Genomic DNA, 13564 nt, shown 5'->3' with positions numbered 1-13564 from the left:
GACGGGAATCCTTGCCCCGTACCGTTCCGTCAGGGCCTGATCTCCCTCAATTCTCACTTTGCTCGTCGTGATGTTCATTTCGGACTGGAGATGGGTCGCAATCCGGTAGATGACATCGCAGAGATGGCATTCGTCGCGGGACAGGATGGTGATATGGACTGGCAGGCTCATATTGTCGCGACTCAGACCAACGGATGAGGGTGGGCACGAAGGATATCATGCTAAGAGGGAGACTGTCAGGAGAGGGGCCAAAGCCGCGGCACTATTGACGCGGTGAAATATGTGGTGATAGGATTATGGATCTTTATCCCTGATTTTTCAGAACGTTCTGAGATATCGAGGGACTCGTGTCTGGTCTGTTAGGCCAAGCCGTTTCGTTGCCTATTGTATCGATTCCTCCGCCTGATTTTCACGGGCGGGATGGATGGAGGTTCTGTCATGAAGCTCACAGGCGCTGAAATCCTCATCGAATGTCTCAAACGGGAAGGCGTGAAGACGATTTTCGCGCTTCCTGGCGGTGTCGTGCTGAAGATTTTCGATATGCTGCACCAGCAAAAGGATATTGAGGTGGTCCTGACGCGCCATGAGCAGGGCGCCGGCCATATGGCGGAAGGTTATGCCAAGGCGACCGGGAAAGCCGGAGTCTGCCTGGTGACCTCAGGACCAGGCATGACGAACGTGATTACGGCGTTGGCCGATGCCTATATGGACTCTGTGCCGCTGGTCTGTTTTACGGGCCAAGTTCCGACCAGCCTGATCGGGAACGATGCGTTCCAAGAGGCGGATAATATCGGTTTGAGCCGCCCCTGCACCAAGTACAATTTTCTCGTAAAAGACGTGGCCGATTTGGCGACGACGATCAAGGAAGCCTTCTACATTGCGACGACGGGGCGGCCCGGTCCTGTGTTAGTGGACATTCCGAAAGACGTCTCCATGGACAAGGCGGAATTTACCTATCCGAGCTCCGTCTCCATCCGCAGCTACAATCCTGTGTATGAAGGCAATAAGTGGCAGATTAAGCAGGCGGCTGAGGCCATGACGAAGGCGAAGAAGCCGGTGTTGTATGTCGGCGGCGGCGTCGTCTTCTCCGGTGCCTCGCAAGAGTTGATGGAGTTGGCCGAACTGACTCATATGCCGGTCGACATGACCTTGATGGGGCTGGGGGCCTTCCCCGGCGAACATCCCCAGTCCATGGGCATGCTGGGCATGCATGGTACCTATTGGGCGAACATGGTCATGCATTACTCCGACCTGGTTGTGGCGATTGGCGCGCGGTTTGACGATCGCGTCACCGGCAAGGTCTCCGAGTTTTGTCCTCATGCCAAGGTCATTCATATCGATATCGATCCGACTTCGATCAGGAAGAATGTCAATGTCGACATTCCCATCGTCGGCGACTGCAAAACGGTGTTGCGCGAGCTGATCCAGATTTTGCGCGCTACAGTGAACGGCGATCAACGGGAATTGCGCAAGCCCTGGTGGAATCAGATCCGCGAATGGCAGCAGGCGAATCCGCTGGCCTATCAGCAGGCAGCGGAGGGGCCGATTAAGCCGCAGCATGTCATCAAGCGGCTCTATGAACTGACGAAGGATATGGACCCGATCGTCTCGACCGATGTCGGACAACACCAGATGTGGGCCGCCCAGTACTTTAAATTGGCGAAGCCCAATCGCTGGTTGACCTCTGGCGGGCTCGGAACCATGGGCTTTGGATTCCCCGCCGCCATGGGGGCGCAAGCGGCCTTTCCAGGCCGGCTGGTCCTTTGCATTGCCGGTGACGGCAGTATTCAGATGAATATGCAGGAAATGGCGACGGCGGTGGTGCATAAGCTGCCGGTCAAGATCATCGTGCTCAATAACCGATTCCACGGGATGGTCCGGCAATGGCAGGATCTCTTCTACGAAGGACGGTATGCCTCGAGCGATCTGGAGACGACGCCGGACTTTGTGAAGTTGGCTGAGGCCTATGGAGCGGTCGGGCTCCGGGCTAGCAAGCCGTCGGAGATCGACGATGTCCTCAAGGAAGCGATTGCGGTGAACCGGCCGGTGATCGTCGATGTGCCGACCTATCGCTATGAAAACGTCTATCCGATGATTCCTGCCGGCGGCAGCAATCATGAGATGATTTTGGAAGATCCGCCGCATTTGAAAACGAAACAGGCTGGATCGGGGCAGGTGACTCCGAAGGATTCGGACACGATTCTCACGGCCTAACTTTCGGTGGCAGGAGTACAGATTGGGTATGGAACATATTATTTCGGTGACCGTCGAGAATAAATTCGGGTCCCTGTCTCGCGTCGCCGGCTTGTTCAGCGGACGCGGATTCAATATTGAAAGTCTCTCGGTGGCGCCGACGCTGGATCCCTCCATGTCGCAGATGACCATCGTCACGTCCGGAGACGACCGGATCATTGAACAGATCGTGAAGCAGCTCAATAAGCTGATCGATGTCATCAAGGTTGTGGATTTGAACGAGAGCGATTTTGTCTCGCGGGAGACGGCCCTGATCAAAGTGCATACGAGGCCGGAGGATCGTGCGGAAGCGTTGCGGATTGCCGATATTTTCCGGGCCAATGTCATCGACTCCACGCCGGCGACCTATACTATTGAGGTGACCGGCGATCCCCATAAGATCGAAGCGATCATCAACCTGCTGCAGCCACTCGGCATCAAAGAACTCACGCGGACCGGACGTGTTGCGGTCGCCCGCGAGTCGATTCGCGCGACGAGCGTGCCGGCGAAAAAGGCTGTCCGCGAATAGGCGTCATCCCGGACGCAACGTCTCAACAGTTTTTTGTTACGGCTATTACCCAAGGAGTGAGCGATGAAGATTTACTACGATAAAGACGCCGATATTCAGCAGATCAAGAATAAGAAGGTCGCAGTCATCGGCTACGGCAGCCAGGGGCATGCCCATGCGCTCAACATGAAGGAGAGCGGCGTGAGCGTGGTCATCGGGTTGCGCGAAGGCGCCTCCTGGAAGAAGGCGGAGCAGAGCGGGCTGAAAGTCATGCCGGTGGCCGATGCCGTCAAGGCGTCCGATGTTGTCATGATTCTCGCGCCGGACGAAGCGCAAGCGGCCATCTATCGGCAGGATATTGCCCCGAACCTGAAGCCTGGCTCCTATCTCGCGTTCGGCCACGGCTTCAACATTCATTTCGGGCAAATCGTGCCGCCGGCCACGACCAATGTGTTTATGGTCGCGCCCAAGGGACCGGGCCACCTTGTCCGGTCGGAATATACGAAGGGCAGCGGCGTGCCCTGTCTGCTCGCGATCCATCAGGATCCCAGCGGAACGACCAAGCAGATTGGGTTGGCCTATGCCAGCGCGATCGGCGGCGGGCGGGCCGGGGTGATCGAAACGAACTTCCGCGAAGAGACCGAGACGGACCTTTTCGGCGAACAGGTGGTGCTCTGCGGAGGTCTCACGTCCCTCATTCAGGCCGGCTACGAAACGCTGGTGGAAGCAGGCTATTCGCCGGAGATGGCCTATTTCGAATGTCTGCACGAAGTGAAATTGATCGTGGACCTGATCCATCAAGGCGGCATCGCCAACATGCGCTACTCTATCAGCACGACGGCGAAGTACGGAGATATCACACGCGGTCCCAGGATTGTCACGGAGCAGACGAAGCAGGAAATGAAGAAGATCCTGGGTGAAATCCAGGACGGCAAGTTTGCCAGAGACTGGATCCTGGAGAACCAGGCGAACCGTCCGGTCTACAATGCGCTGTTGGCGAAGGGTGAAGCCCATCCGATCGAAGAGGTCGGCGGCCGGCTGCGGGCGATGATGCCCTGGCTGAAGAAGGATCAGTTGGTCGATAAGAACAAAAACTAAGAAACGAGGTTTCTGTGGCAGATCGTGCCGTCGGCATCCCGTTTGCCAAAGAAGGAATTCCCTTCATCGGGGCTGCTGTTGGCGTTACACTGCTAGCAGGATGGCTGGGTGGGATTATTGCGGCGGTCGGCGGGGCGCTCCTGACGCTCTTTGTCGCCTGGTTTTTTCGCAATCCCGCTCGAGTGGTGCCGCAAGGGCCTGGTCTCATCGTGGCGCCGGGTGATGGAAAAGTCATCGCCATCGAAGAAGAGTTCGAGCCGCGATTTATCAAGGATCGCAGCATTCGCGTCACGATATTTTTGAACGTGTTCGATGTGCACATCAATCGGATCCCCTGCGAAGGGGTCGTCGAGGATGTGCAGTATCAGCCGGGTTTGTTTCTCGTGGCCAGCAGGCCTGATGCGACGTTGCGGAACGAGCAAAATGCTTTGATGATCAGGACGGCGCAGGGAGCAAAGGTGCTCTGTGTGCAGGTGGCCGGGTTGATTGCGAGACGGATCGTCTGTTGGATCTCGCCGGGCGCCCGGGCTGTCTGTGGTGAACGATACGGGTTGATTCGATTCGGGTCGCGGATGGATACGTTTCTGCCGATCGGGACGGCGATCACAGTTGCCGTCGGCGATCGGGTGAAGGGTGGAGAGACCATCTTAGGAGAGCTGCGATGAAAACCACCGGACTTCGTCAATCGTTCGGGCGAGATGGGAAGCGGCGTAAAGCCGCCATGCATCTCATTCCGAATTTGTTCACGACAGGGAATCTCTTTTGCGGCGTCTTTTCGATCCTGTCCGTGTTCAATGGGAACTACCTGATCGCAGCCATCGCCATTCTGGTGGCGATGATCTTCGATGTGCTCGATGGAAAATCTGCGCGGTTGACGAATAGCACCAGCCATTTTGGCCTCGAGTACGACTCGTTGTCCGATGTGGTGTCGTTCGGGGTGGCTCCCGGCCTCTTGATGTACTCCTGGGCGCTAAGCGGACAGGGGACGTTTGGTATTGCCGTGATGTTTGCCTATGTCGCGATGGGTGCGGTGCGGTTGGCCCGGTTTAATTCGACAGCGGCTGTGGCGGACGGCAAGTACTTCACTGGCTTGGCGATTCCTGCTGCGGCAGGGGTCGTGGCCTCGCTCGTGGTGTTCGATCATTACAGCATGAAGATTGCGGCGGACGTGAAGCCCATTCTCGTTCTGGTGATGACGTTGGCCCTGTCGTTCTTGATGGTCAGCACCATTAAGTATCGAAGCTTTAAAGATATGAAGTTTAGCGGCGGTCGTCACATTACTTATCTGGTGTGGGGAATTTTAGCCGTCATGCTCGTGGCCGCTTGGCCACAGGTCATGCTATTTGTCATTTTTGCCGGCTATGCCCTGCTCGGTCCGGCAGAACGGCTCGTCGGGTTTCTACCCAAGATGGCCGGGAAACGGGCGCCGAGCAAGACCGAGCAGTCGGTGTCAGGATCGAAGTTTTAGAAGGCTGCGACGAGGAGTAGTAGGCACCTCGCATAGAAATCGAGAGAGCTGGTGGATGGTGCAAACCAGCCTGTGCGTTGCCGAACTCGCCTCTGAGCCAGAATCCGTGAAACCCGAGTAATGGATTCCGTCTCGCCCCCGTGATAAGGCGGAATGAAGGGTTGTGGGCAGCACTACGTTGTTCATAGCTGAATCAGGGTGGTACCACGGAGCTTCTCGAGCCTCCGTCCCTGGGCGTGGGGATGGAGGCTTTTTGTTTTGCCGGCCGCTGAAAGCGGCTGCCAGCGTCGTTCTCGGCTCATCGAAATCCTCAACGTACCCCTGAGGGTACGCCTCCGGTTTCGAATCGCCTGCGGCCTTGCTGGACAACCGCTTTGAGCAGCCTCAAAGCGATAGGGAGAAGGGGGAAACCATGACCAGGATGATCAGAATTTTCGATACGACTCTGCGCGATGGCGAGCAATCGCCTGGCGCCAGCATGAATGTGGAAGAGAAGATCATGGTGGCGAAGCAGCTGGCTCGCTTGGGGGTGGATATCATCGAAGCGGGGTTTGCCTACAGTTCGCCTGGAGATTTTGAAGCGGTGCGGCGGATCGCGCAGGAGGTCGAGGGGCCGACGATTTGCAGCTTGGCGCGGGCAAGGCCGGAGGATATCGATCGGGCCTGGGAGGCCTTGAAGGGGGCGCCTAAGGTCCGCATCCATACGTTTCTCTCGACGTCGGATATCCATTTGAAGCACCAGTTCAGAATGACGCGCGACGAGGCGAAGAAGCGCGCGGTCGAGATGGTGCAACGGGCGAGGGGCTACGTGGACGATGTGGAATTCTCGCCCATGGATGCCAGCCGTTCCGACCCCGCCTACCTCTATGAAGTGATCGAGGCGGTGATTGCCGCGGGAGCCGGGACGATCAATATCCCCGATACAGTCGGCTATGCGGTGCCGCAGGAATTTGGCAAGCTCATTCGCGGCATTCGCGAACAGGTGTCGAACAGTTCGCAGGCGGTGATCTCCGTCCATTGCCACAATGACCTTGGCCTCGCCGTAGGGAACAGTTTGGCGGCGGTGTACGAAGGGGCGGGCCAGGTTGAATGCACGATCAACGGAATCGGCGAACGGGCGGGGAATACGGCGTTGGAAGAAATCGTCATGGGGCTCAGGACCAGGAAAGATTTCTATCAAGCCGATACGAAGATTCATACCGAAGAGATTGCGAAAACCAGCCGATTGGTCAGCAAGATCACCGGCATGGTGGTGCAGCCCAACAAGGCGATTGTCGGGGCGAACGCCTTCTCCCATACCTCCGGCATCCACCAGGACGGGCTGCTGAAGGACAAGACGACCTATGAAATCATGAAGCCGGAGACGATCGGGCTGGTCGAGAGCAAGATGGTCATGGGGAAGCTCTCAGGGCGGCACGCGTTTCGGCAGAGGCTGGTGGAGTTGGGCTATACGCTCTCGGACGAGGAGGTCAATCGCGCGTTTGAGCGGTTCAAGAAGCTGGCCGATCAGAAGAAAGAGATCTACGAAGAGGATCTCGAAGTCATTGTCTCAGAAGAACTGGCCAAAATGGCTGATCGGATCACTTTGAAGTCGTTCCATGTGGCTAGCGGGACGGATCAGGTGCCGACCGCCACGGTCGAGCTCGAGTTCGACGGACGCACCGTCACGCAGACTGGAACCGGCGACGGGCCGGTGGACGCTATCTATCGGACGATTGCCGCCATCACGCAGACGAAGAGCACCCTCCTCATGTATGCCGTCAAGGCGATCACGGGAGGGACCGATGCCCAGGGCGAAGTTTCGGTCCGGGTGCAGGAAGAGGGGCGCACCGTGTCAGGGCATGGGGCAGATACGGATATCATTATGGCCTCGGCGCGGGCCTATCTGAACGCACTGAACAAGCTCTCCTACTTGGCGGGAAAACAGGCGCAGGGCGAGCAGAAGGTGAACTTGATTTAGCGAAAGTGGCCACGGTAGAGTCACCGGCTCAAGCCTGGGGCGGGAACATATTGTTGGCTGGGAGGCACTCCGTGGTTCATGTCACCCTGGCAGATCGGCCGGAGTTTCTGGCCGGCGACCATACTGTCTTACGGGAGTTGCTGCATCCGGCCAAACAACCGCTCGCGGTTGGGTATAGTCTGGTGCAGGGGACCTTGGCTCCCGGCGCTCGCTCGAAATGGCACAGGCTGACATCCTCAGAGGTCTATTACATTATTGCCGGATCTGGGCGATTGACTGTGGATGACTCGGTCGTCTCGGTGGGACCTGGCTCCGTCGTCTATGTGCCTCCCGGAGGCAAGCAGTCTCTAGAAAATAGCGGATCCACTGCCATCGAGTTCCTCTGTTTGGTCGATCCAGCTTGGCGGCTGGAGGATGAGGACGTCCTGGAGTAGAGGTCTGTGCGGTCATCACTTACAAAGAGGGAGAGTGGTCTGTGAAGGCGAAGATTGCCGTATTAGCTGGTGATGGAGTGGGTCGGGAGATCGTGCCTGAAGCGGTGAAAGTACTGAAGGCTGTCGCCGAGAAGTTCCAGCACCAGTTCGAGTTCGTTTCCGGCGATGTCGGCGGGCAGGCTATCGATAAAGTGGGGGTGCCGCTTCCTCAGGAGACCCTGACCTTGGCCAAGCAGAGCGATGCCGTGTTGCTTGGTGCGGTCGGCGGTCCCAAGTGGGAGGGGTTGGAATATAGCTTGCGTCCGGAGCGAGCTTTATTGGGATTGCGCGAGCATCTGGGCCTCTACGCGAATTTACGCCCGGCAAAGTTATACCCGATGTTGGCCGATGCCTCTACGTTGAAGCGTGAGGTGATCGAAGGGATCGACATCCTCGTCATTCGTGAATTGACCGGCGGTATCTATTTCGGGAAACCCAAAGGGATCGAGAAGCTGCCGAACGGGAGCGAGCGAGGATTCAATACCGAGGTCTATACCACGGAAGAAATCCAACGGATTGCGAAAGTGGCATTTGAGGCGGCGAGAAAACGTCGGAATAAAGTGATGTCCGTCGATAAGGCGAATGTGCTGGAATCGTCCGAGCTCTGGCGTCGTGTGGTCATCGAGACCCATAAAGATTATCAAGGTGTGGAGTTGAGCCATATCTATGTCGACAATGCAGCGATGCAGCTCGTGCGCAACCCGAAGCAGTTCGATGTGATGCTTTGTAATAATATCTTCGGCGACATTCTGAGCGATGAAGCGGCGATGTTGACCGGCTCCATCGGCATGTTGCCATCGGCCAGTATTGGCGCGAAAGTCGGATTGTTCGAGCCGATTCATGGTAGCGCGCCGGACATTGCCGGGAAGAATGTGGCGAATCCTATTGCGACGATTGCCTCGGCTGCCATGCTGTTGTCCTATGCGTTCAAGTTGGACAAGGAAGCGGAGGCCATCGAGCAGGCGATCGTAAAGACCCTCGAGCTCGGTTATCGCACGAAAGATATTCATAGCCCCGGGACTCGCCTCGTCGGTACGACGGAAATGGGCGAGGCCATTCTGCGAAATCTGAACTAGCTAGGCCTGTCGAAGTTGATGAGTACGAACCTCACAGCAGTTGAGATCAAGACCCTGGCTGGCACCGGCGACTCCGGCTGGTCTGGTGACGGAGGGGCGGCTCTCGCTGCCTGCCTGAATGAGCCGAAGAGTCTCACGCTCGATGCAGAGGGCAACCTGTTCATCGCCGACTCTGAGAATCACGTCGTCCGGAAGATCGACCGGAAGACCAACTGCATCAGCACGGTTGCGGGCTTCATTCAGGGAGTTGAGCCAGTCGCAGCGCCAATTGCGCCAACTCCCGTGACGGATGGAGTGGAGAACGATCCATTCGCAGAAAGCCATTCGGTCGCATCACATGCCTTTACGCAACAGACTGATTTGAGCGGGACCGTTCGGTATGTGGTGGCTGGGACCGCGCCGGCCAAACGGTTCAGCGGCGACGGTGGCCCTGCCGATCAAGCATTGTTGAATTTTCCGACCGCGGTGGCCGTCGATCGGGCCGGGCATCTCTACATTGCGGACACGCTGAACCATCGGGTGCGGCGTGTGGATGCGATCACGGGGGTGATCACGACCGTCGCCGGGGTGGGGCTGCCTCGCTATTCCGGTGACGGAGGTTTGGCTGTCGAGGCTGGGTTGAATGAGCCGGCTGCCCTGGTGGTGAGTGACGGCGGGGTCCTCTATATTGCCGACCAGAGCAACAACCGAGTGAGGGCGGTGGATTTGGCCACCGGGATGATTCGCACGGTCGCAGGAACAGGCACGGCTGCGTATAATGGAGATGGCATGGTTGCGACGGAAACCGGTTTGGCCGGTCCCGGCGGATTGGCTCTCGCGTCGGACGGCACCCTGTTCATCGCCGATAGCTTCAGCGGAAGGATTCGGGCCGTTGATCCCGTCACCGGTTTCATTCGGACGGTGGTGGGAGGCGGCGGTGAATATCGACATCAGGGGCCGGATGAACCGCCCAGCAACAGTCTCTCCCGGCCATCTGGCATGGCGTTGGATGGGGATGGGAATATCTTTTTCACCGACTCGGATAACCATCTGGTGCGGCGATGGGATCGGACCACCAAGCTGATTGAGCGTATCGCCGGTGTCGGTGTGGCCAGTTACGGGGGCGATGGGGGAGCGGCCCGTGATGCCAGTTTGAGTTATCCGTTTGGAATCGTGATGGATCGATCCGGGCATCTGCTCGTGGCCGATACCTTCAATCATCGTATTCGTGAGATCTCGCTGTAGGTAGGATTAAGGCTTATGTTGAAAAAGAAAACAGGCTATGTCGTGGCGATCGTCGGTGCAACCGGGGCAGTCGGGACCGAAATGATCGAGGTGCTTGAGGAACGAAAGTTCCCTGTCTCACGTTTGGTTCCCCTCGCCTCCACTCGTTCTGCCGGCGGGATGGTGACGTTCGACGGAAACGAGGTGCCGATCGAGGTCTTGACGAAGGACTCGTTCGCCGGCGTAGACATCGCGCTCTTTTCCGCCGGGGCGGATCTCAGTCGGGAGTTTTCGCCGATCGCGGTGAAGGCCGGGGCTGTGGTGATCGATAATAGCGCCGCCTGGCGGATGACACCGGAGGTGCCGCTCGTGGTGCCAGAAGTGAATGCGCACGACATCCAACGGCATAAGGGCATCATCGCGAACCCGAACTGTTCCACGATTCAAATGGTCGTGGCGCTGAAACCCCTGCATGATAAGGCCAGGATTAAGCGGATTGTCGTCACGACCTTTCAGTCCGTGTCCGGCACGGGGAAAGACGCCATGGATGAGCTGATGGCGCAGTGCCAGGACTTGCTCAGCTTCAAGCAGCCAGATCCCAAGGTCTATCCCTATCAAATCGCCTTCAACTGCTTGCCGCAGATCGACGACTTTCTTCCGTCCGGTTATACGAAGGAAGAGATGAAGATGGTCGATGAGACCAGAAAGATCATGGGCGACCAGTCGATCCATGTGACGGCGACGACGGTGCGGGTCCCTGTCTATGTCGGCCATTCGGAAGCCATCAACATCGAGACGGAGCGGAAGCTCACGGTCAACGAGGCCCGCGCGATTCTCTCGACTGCGCCAGGCGTGCTGCTCTACGACGATCCGGCACATAAGATCTATCCGATGCCGCTGGAGGTTGCGGGGAAGGACGAGGTCTACGTCGGCCGTATTCGTGAAGACGAGTCGATCTCGAACGGTCTGAATCTATGGGTGGTGGCGGACAATTTGCGCAAAGGGGCCGCCCTCAATGCGGTACAAATCGCAGAACATTTGACCAAAGGCTGATGGCTGAGTGGGGGAGTCTCGGTAAAGTCTTTATCGGAATCGGGCTCTGTGTGGCCCTGGTCGGTGTGCTATTGCTGATGGCAAATCGCGTTCCCGGAGTGGGGCATCTCCTGGGCTGGTTCGGTAAGCTGCCAGGCGACATCTCCATTCGGAGAGACAACTTCAGCTTCTCATTTCCCCTTGCCACCAGCCTGCTTCTCAGTATCATTTTCAGTCTGGTATTCTATTTCATCACATGGATCTTTCGCCGATGACACAACGAGGGACAGGACTGTGCCGCGCCATGATTGTGGCAGGGGCTTGTCTGTTCAGTTTAGTTGCTGACGCCGAGGCGGCGCAGTCGATCCGGGTCATGCTCTCGACCGATGTGGCACAGCTCAATGTCCGCGCCGACCGTTCCCTCTGGGTGACGGATGCAAAGGGCCGTGGTCTGGCGATGCGCGCATCGGTTCATGTGTCAGCAGAGGGAACGGGGTTTGTGCTGAATGGCGTCTTCATGCAGACGGATCGGCTGACGCTGGGCGGCGGAGAGAGCGGTCTTACGCTGACCTTCCCACGGCCTGCCAAGAAGCCTAATGGGGCGGCGGTGTTATCGGGCGACTTCGGCACGGAGATTTCGGTGAGCGGCCTTGTGTCTCTTGTGCGAAAGGGGAAGGGGTTTCTCGTCATCAATCTGGTGGATTTTGAAGAGTACATCAAGGGGGTGGTTCCCGCCGAGGTCAGTTCGACTTGGCACCCGGAGATGTTGAAAACTCAGGCGGTTGCAGCCAGGACCTATGCGCTCTATCAGCAGATGTTGAGCGGGAAGCGTGAGTACGACGTGGCAGCTACGGTGCAAGACCAAGTCTATCGCGGGAAGCAGGGGATCGATGCCGGGATCTTGCGCGCGGTCGAAGAGACCAGAGGCCTGGTCGTGACCTATCAAGATGCGCCGATCTATGCTGCCTTTTCCTCGACCGCCGCGGGGTTGACGGAGGATGCCATGAATGTATGGTTGAAGGAATATCCCTATCTCAAGGGGGTGGAGTGCCCCTTCGACCTTGCGTCGCCCAATTATCAATGGAAGTCCTCGTTCAGAGTCGACACCCTTGAACTGAATTTGCGGCAGCAGGGTTTCTCTGTGGGGAGGATCTCCACGATGGCGCCCATCTCGTTCAGCCGTGGGGGGCGAGTCGCGAAGCTGCGCATTCTCCATTCCGGTGGAGAATTGATCCTTCGCGGAGAAGAGCTGCGGAAAGCGGTTGGGTATACCATCATCCCCAGCACGCAGTTTGCCATCGAATCCATGGGCCGCGACGTGGTGCTGTCCGGCTATGGCGCGGGCCATGCCGTCGGGATGTGCCAGTGGGGCGCCAAGGAACTGGCCGAGCTGGGCTATCACTTCTCGACGATTCTTCAGTATTATTATCCCGGCACCGAAGTGCAGAATATGACGCTGGTCAAACCTCCGATTCCCCCTTCTTCCTGATGCAGCTCTCCGAATTCGACTTTCCATTCGATGCTTCGCTGATCGCTGCGCAGCCAAGCCTTCCGCGCGACCAGGCCAGGCTGCTCGTGCTGCAGCCGCTTGATCGTTCGCTGGCCCATCGCCGCATTGACGCGCTGCCGGATTTGCTGCAGCCAAGCGATCTCCTCGTGGTCAATAATACGAAGGTGGTGGCCGCGCGCGTGGCGGGACGGAAACGCCCGTCCGGGGCGGAGGTCGAGATTCTCTTTGTGAAGGATCTCGGCGATGCGATGTGGGAAGTGTTGATCAAGGGCACGTTTCGGCCTGGCCAGGTGATTGAGATTGGCGCGGATGCTTCTGCGGTGGTGGTCGAGCGCGGCGCGGCCGGAACGAGGGTCCGGGTGGAGAGTCCTATCCCATGGTCCGAGTGGTTGCGGCAACATGGCCGGATGCCGCTGCCTCCCTACTTGAAGCGGGCGCCGACCGATCAGGATCGCGAGTGGTACCAAACCCTCTTTGCGCAACATGAAGGGGCGATTGCCGCGCCGACCGCCGGGCTTCATTTCACGCCGGATCTGTTGGCGCGGCTGCAACAGCGCGGGATCGGTCTCACGTCCGTCACGCTCCATGTGGGGATCGGGACCTTCAAGCAGGTGACGGCCGAGCAGATCGAAGACCATCGGATGGGAGCTGAATGGATCGAGGTTGGAGCAGAGGCGGTCCATGCCATGGAGCAGGCGCGCGCAGCGGGGGGCAGAATCGTCGCGGTCGGGACGACCGTGGTCCGTGCGCTTGAAACGGCGGCTCGTGCGGAGGGCCGGGTCAGACCCTATCAGGGAGAGACGGATATCTTCATGACGCCGGGGTTTTCGTTTCAGGCGATCGATGCCCTGCTCACGAACTTTCACTTGCCCAGAACGACCTTGCTGATGCTGGTCTCCGCACTGGCCGGGACGGAGTTTCTTCGAGAAGCCTATGCAGAGGCGGTTCGCGAGCGGTACCGCTTTTACAGTTATGGTGATGCGATGTTGATTCTCTGAGAAGGT

13 protein-coding genes are annotated in these 13564 nt (G+C 58.0%); all 13 read left to right on the top strand.

What is annotated here, in order from left to right:
* The first annotated feature begins 438 nt into the window (after positions 1-438).
* The 13 genes from ilvB (at position 439) to queA (ending at position 13558) form a co-directional block, all read left to right on the top strand.
* The gene (gene ilvB / locus NT179_05365; protein MCX5721445.1) at positions 439-2214 is read left to right on the top strand and encodes a biosynthetic-type acetolactate synthase large subunit; all 1776 of its coding nucleotides are present in this window, start codon (positions 439-441) and stop codon (positions 2212-2214) included.
* A gap of 28 nt (positions 2215-2242) precedes the next feature.
* The gene (ilvN, locus tag NT179_05360) at positions 2243-2761 is read left to right on the top strand and encodes an acetolactate synthase small subunit (protein MCX5721444.1); all 519 of its coding nucleotides are present in this window, start codon (positions 2243-2245) and stop codon (positions 2759-2761) included.
* Between the two features lie 63 nt (positions 2762-2824).
* Positions 2825-3838, top strand: coding sequence for a ketol-acid reductoisomerase (ilvC, locus tag NT179_05355; protein MCX5721443.1), 1014 nt, complete (start codon positions 2825-2827; stop codon positions 3836-3838).
* 14 nt (positions 3839-3852) lie between these two features.
* Positions 3853-4503 (top strand): phosphatidylserine decarboxylase family protein, encoded by a 651-nt coding sequence (locus NT179_05350; protein MCX5721442.1) that lies wholly within the window; start codon positions 3853-3855, stop codon positions 4501-4503.
* Entirely contained in the window at positions 4500-5306 is an 807-nt protein-coding gene (gene pssA / locus NT179_05345) for a CDP-diacylglycerol--serine O-phosphatidyltransferase (protein MCX5721441.1), read from the top strand. The genes NT179_05350 and pssA overlap by 4 nt, the downstream gene beginning before the upstream one ends.
* Positions 5307-5718: 412 nt before the next feature.
* Entirely contained in the window at positions 5719-7266 is a 1548-nt protein-coding gene (locus NT179_05340) for a 2-isopropylmalate synthase (protein MCX5721440.1), read from the top strand.
* A 71-nt stretch (positions 7267-7337) separates the two neighbouring features.
* Positions 7338-7700, top strand: a complete 363-nt coding sequence (locus NT179_05335; protein MCX5721439.1) for a cupin domain-containing protein — start codon at positions 7338-7340, stop codon at positions 7698-7700.
* A 41-nt stretch (positions 7701-7741) separates the two neighbouring features.
* Positions 7742-8815, top strand: a complete 1074-nt coding sequence (gene leuB / locus NT179_05330; protein MCX5721438.1) for a 3-isopropylmalate dehydrogenase — start codon at positions 7742-7744, stop codon at positions 8813-8815.
* An 18-nt stretch (positions 8816-8833) separates the two neighbouring features.
* A complete protein-coding gene (locus tag NT179_05325; protein ID MCX5721437.1) occupies positions 8834-10039 on the top strand; it encodes a hypothetical protein in 1206 nt (401 codons plus the stop codon).
* Between the two features lie 15 nt (positions 10040-10054).
* The gene (locus NT179_05320) at positions 10055-11071 is read left to right on the top strand and encodes an aspartate-semialdehyde dehydrogenase (protein ID MCX5721436.1); all 1017 of its coding nucleotides are present in this window, start codon (positions 10055-10057) and stop codon (positions 11069-11071) included.
* The gene (locus tag NT179_05315; GenBank protein MCX5721435.1) at positions 11071-11325 is read left to right on the top strand and encodes a DUF2905 domain-containing protein; all 255 of its coding nucleotides are present in this window, start codon (positions 11071-11073) and stop codon (positions 11323-11325) included. The genes NT179_05320 and NT179_05315 overlap by 1 nt, the downstream gene beginning before the upstream one ends.
* A complete protein-coding gene (locus NT179_05310) occupies positions 11322-12539 on the top strand; it encodes a SpoIID/LytB domain-containing protein (protein MCX5721434.1) in 1218 nt (405 codons plus the stop codon). Before NT179_05315 ends, NT179_05310 begins: the two co-directional genes overlap by 4 nt.
* Complete coding sequence (gene queA, locus NT179_05305; protein MCX5721433.1) at positions 12539-13558, top strand: tRNA preQ1(34) S-adenosylmethionine ribosyltransferase-isomerase QueA; 1020 nt, start codon at positions 12539-12541, stop codon at positions 13556-13558. The genes NT179_05310 and queA overlap by 1 nt, the downstream gene beginning before the upstream one ends.
* The last annotated feature ends 6 nt before the right edge of the window (positions 13559-13564 follow it).

This window comes from Nitrospirota bacterium (assembly GCA_026387665.1).
Taxonomy (GTDB): Bacteria; Nitrospirota; Nitrospiria; order Nitrospirales; family Nitrospiraceae; genus Palsa-1315.
Note: the sequence above shows the minus strand (reverse complement) of the source record. Positions and strands in the feature narration are given on the sequence as shown.

Excerpts from the sequence above, each read along its gene's own strand:
- ilvB (MCX5721445.1), top strand. The coding sequence starts at position 439 with ATGAAGCTCACAGGCGCTGAAATCCTCATCGAATGTCTCAAACGGGAA.
- ilvN (MCX5721444.1), top strand. The coding sequence starts at position 2,243 with ATGGAACATATTATTTCGGTGACCGTCGAGAATAAATTCGGGTCCCTG.
- ilvC (MCX5721443.1), top strand. The coding sequence starts at position 2,825 with ATGAAGATTTACTACGATAAAGACGCCGATATTCAGCAGATCAAGAAT.
- pssA (MCX5721441.1), top strand. The coding sequence starts at position 4,500 with ATGAAAACCACCGGACTTCGTCAATCGTTCGGGCGAGATGGGAAGCGG.
- NT179_05340 (MCX5721440.1), top strand. The coding sequence starts at position 5,719 with ATGACCAGGATGATCAGAATTTTCGATACGACTCTGCGCGATGGCGAG.
- NT179_05325 (MCX5721437.1), top strand. The coding sequence starts at position 8,834 with ATGAGTACGAACCTCACAGCAGTTGAGATCAAGACCCTGGCTGGCACC.
- NT179_05320 (MCX5721436.1), top strand. The coding sequence starts at position 10,055 with ATGTTGAAAAAGAAAACAGGCTATGTCGTGGCGATCGTCGGTGCAACC.
- NT179_05315 (MCX5721435.1), top strand. The coding sequence starts at position 11,071 with ATGGCTGAGTGGGGGAGTCTCGGTAAAGTCTTTATCGGAATCGGGCTC.
- NT179_05310 (MCX5721434.1), top strand. The coding sequence starts at position 11,322 with ATGACACAACGAGGGACAGGACTGTGCCGCGCCATGATTGTGGCAGGG.
- queA (MCX5721433.1), top strand. The coding sequence starts at position 12,539 with ATGCAGCTCTCCGAATTCGACTTTCCATTCGATGCTTCGCTGATCGCT.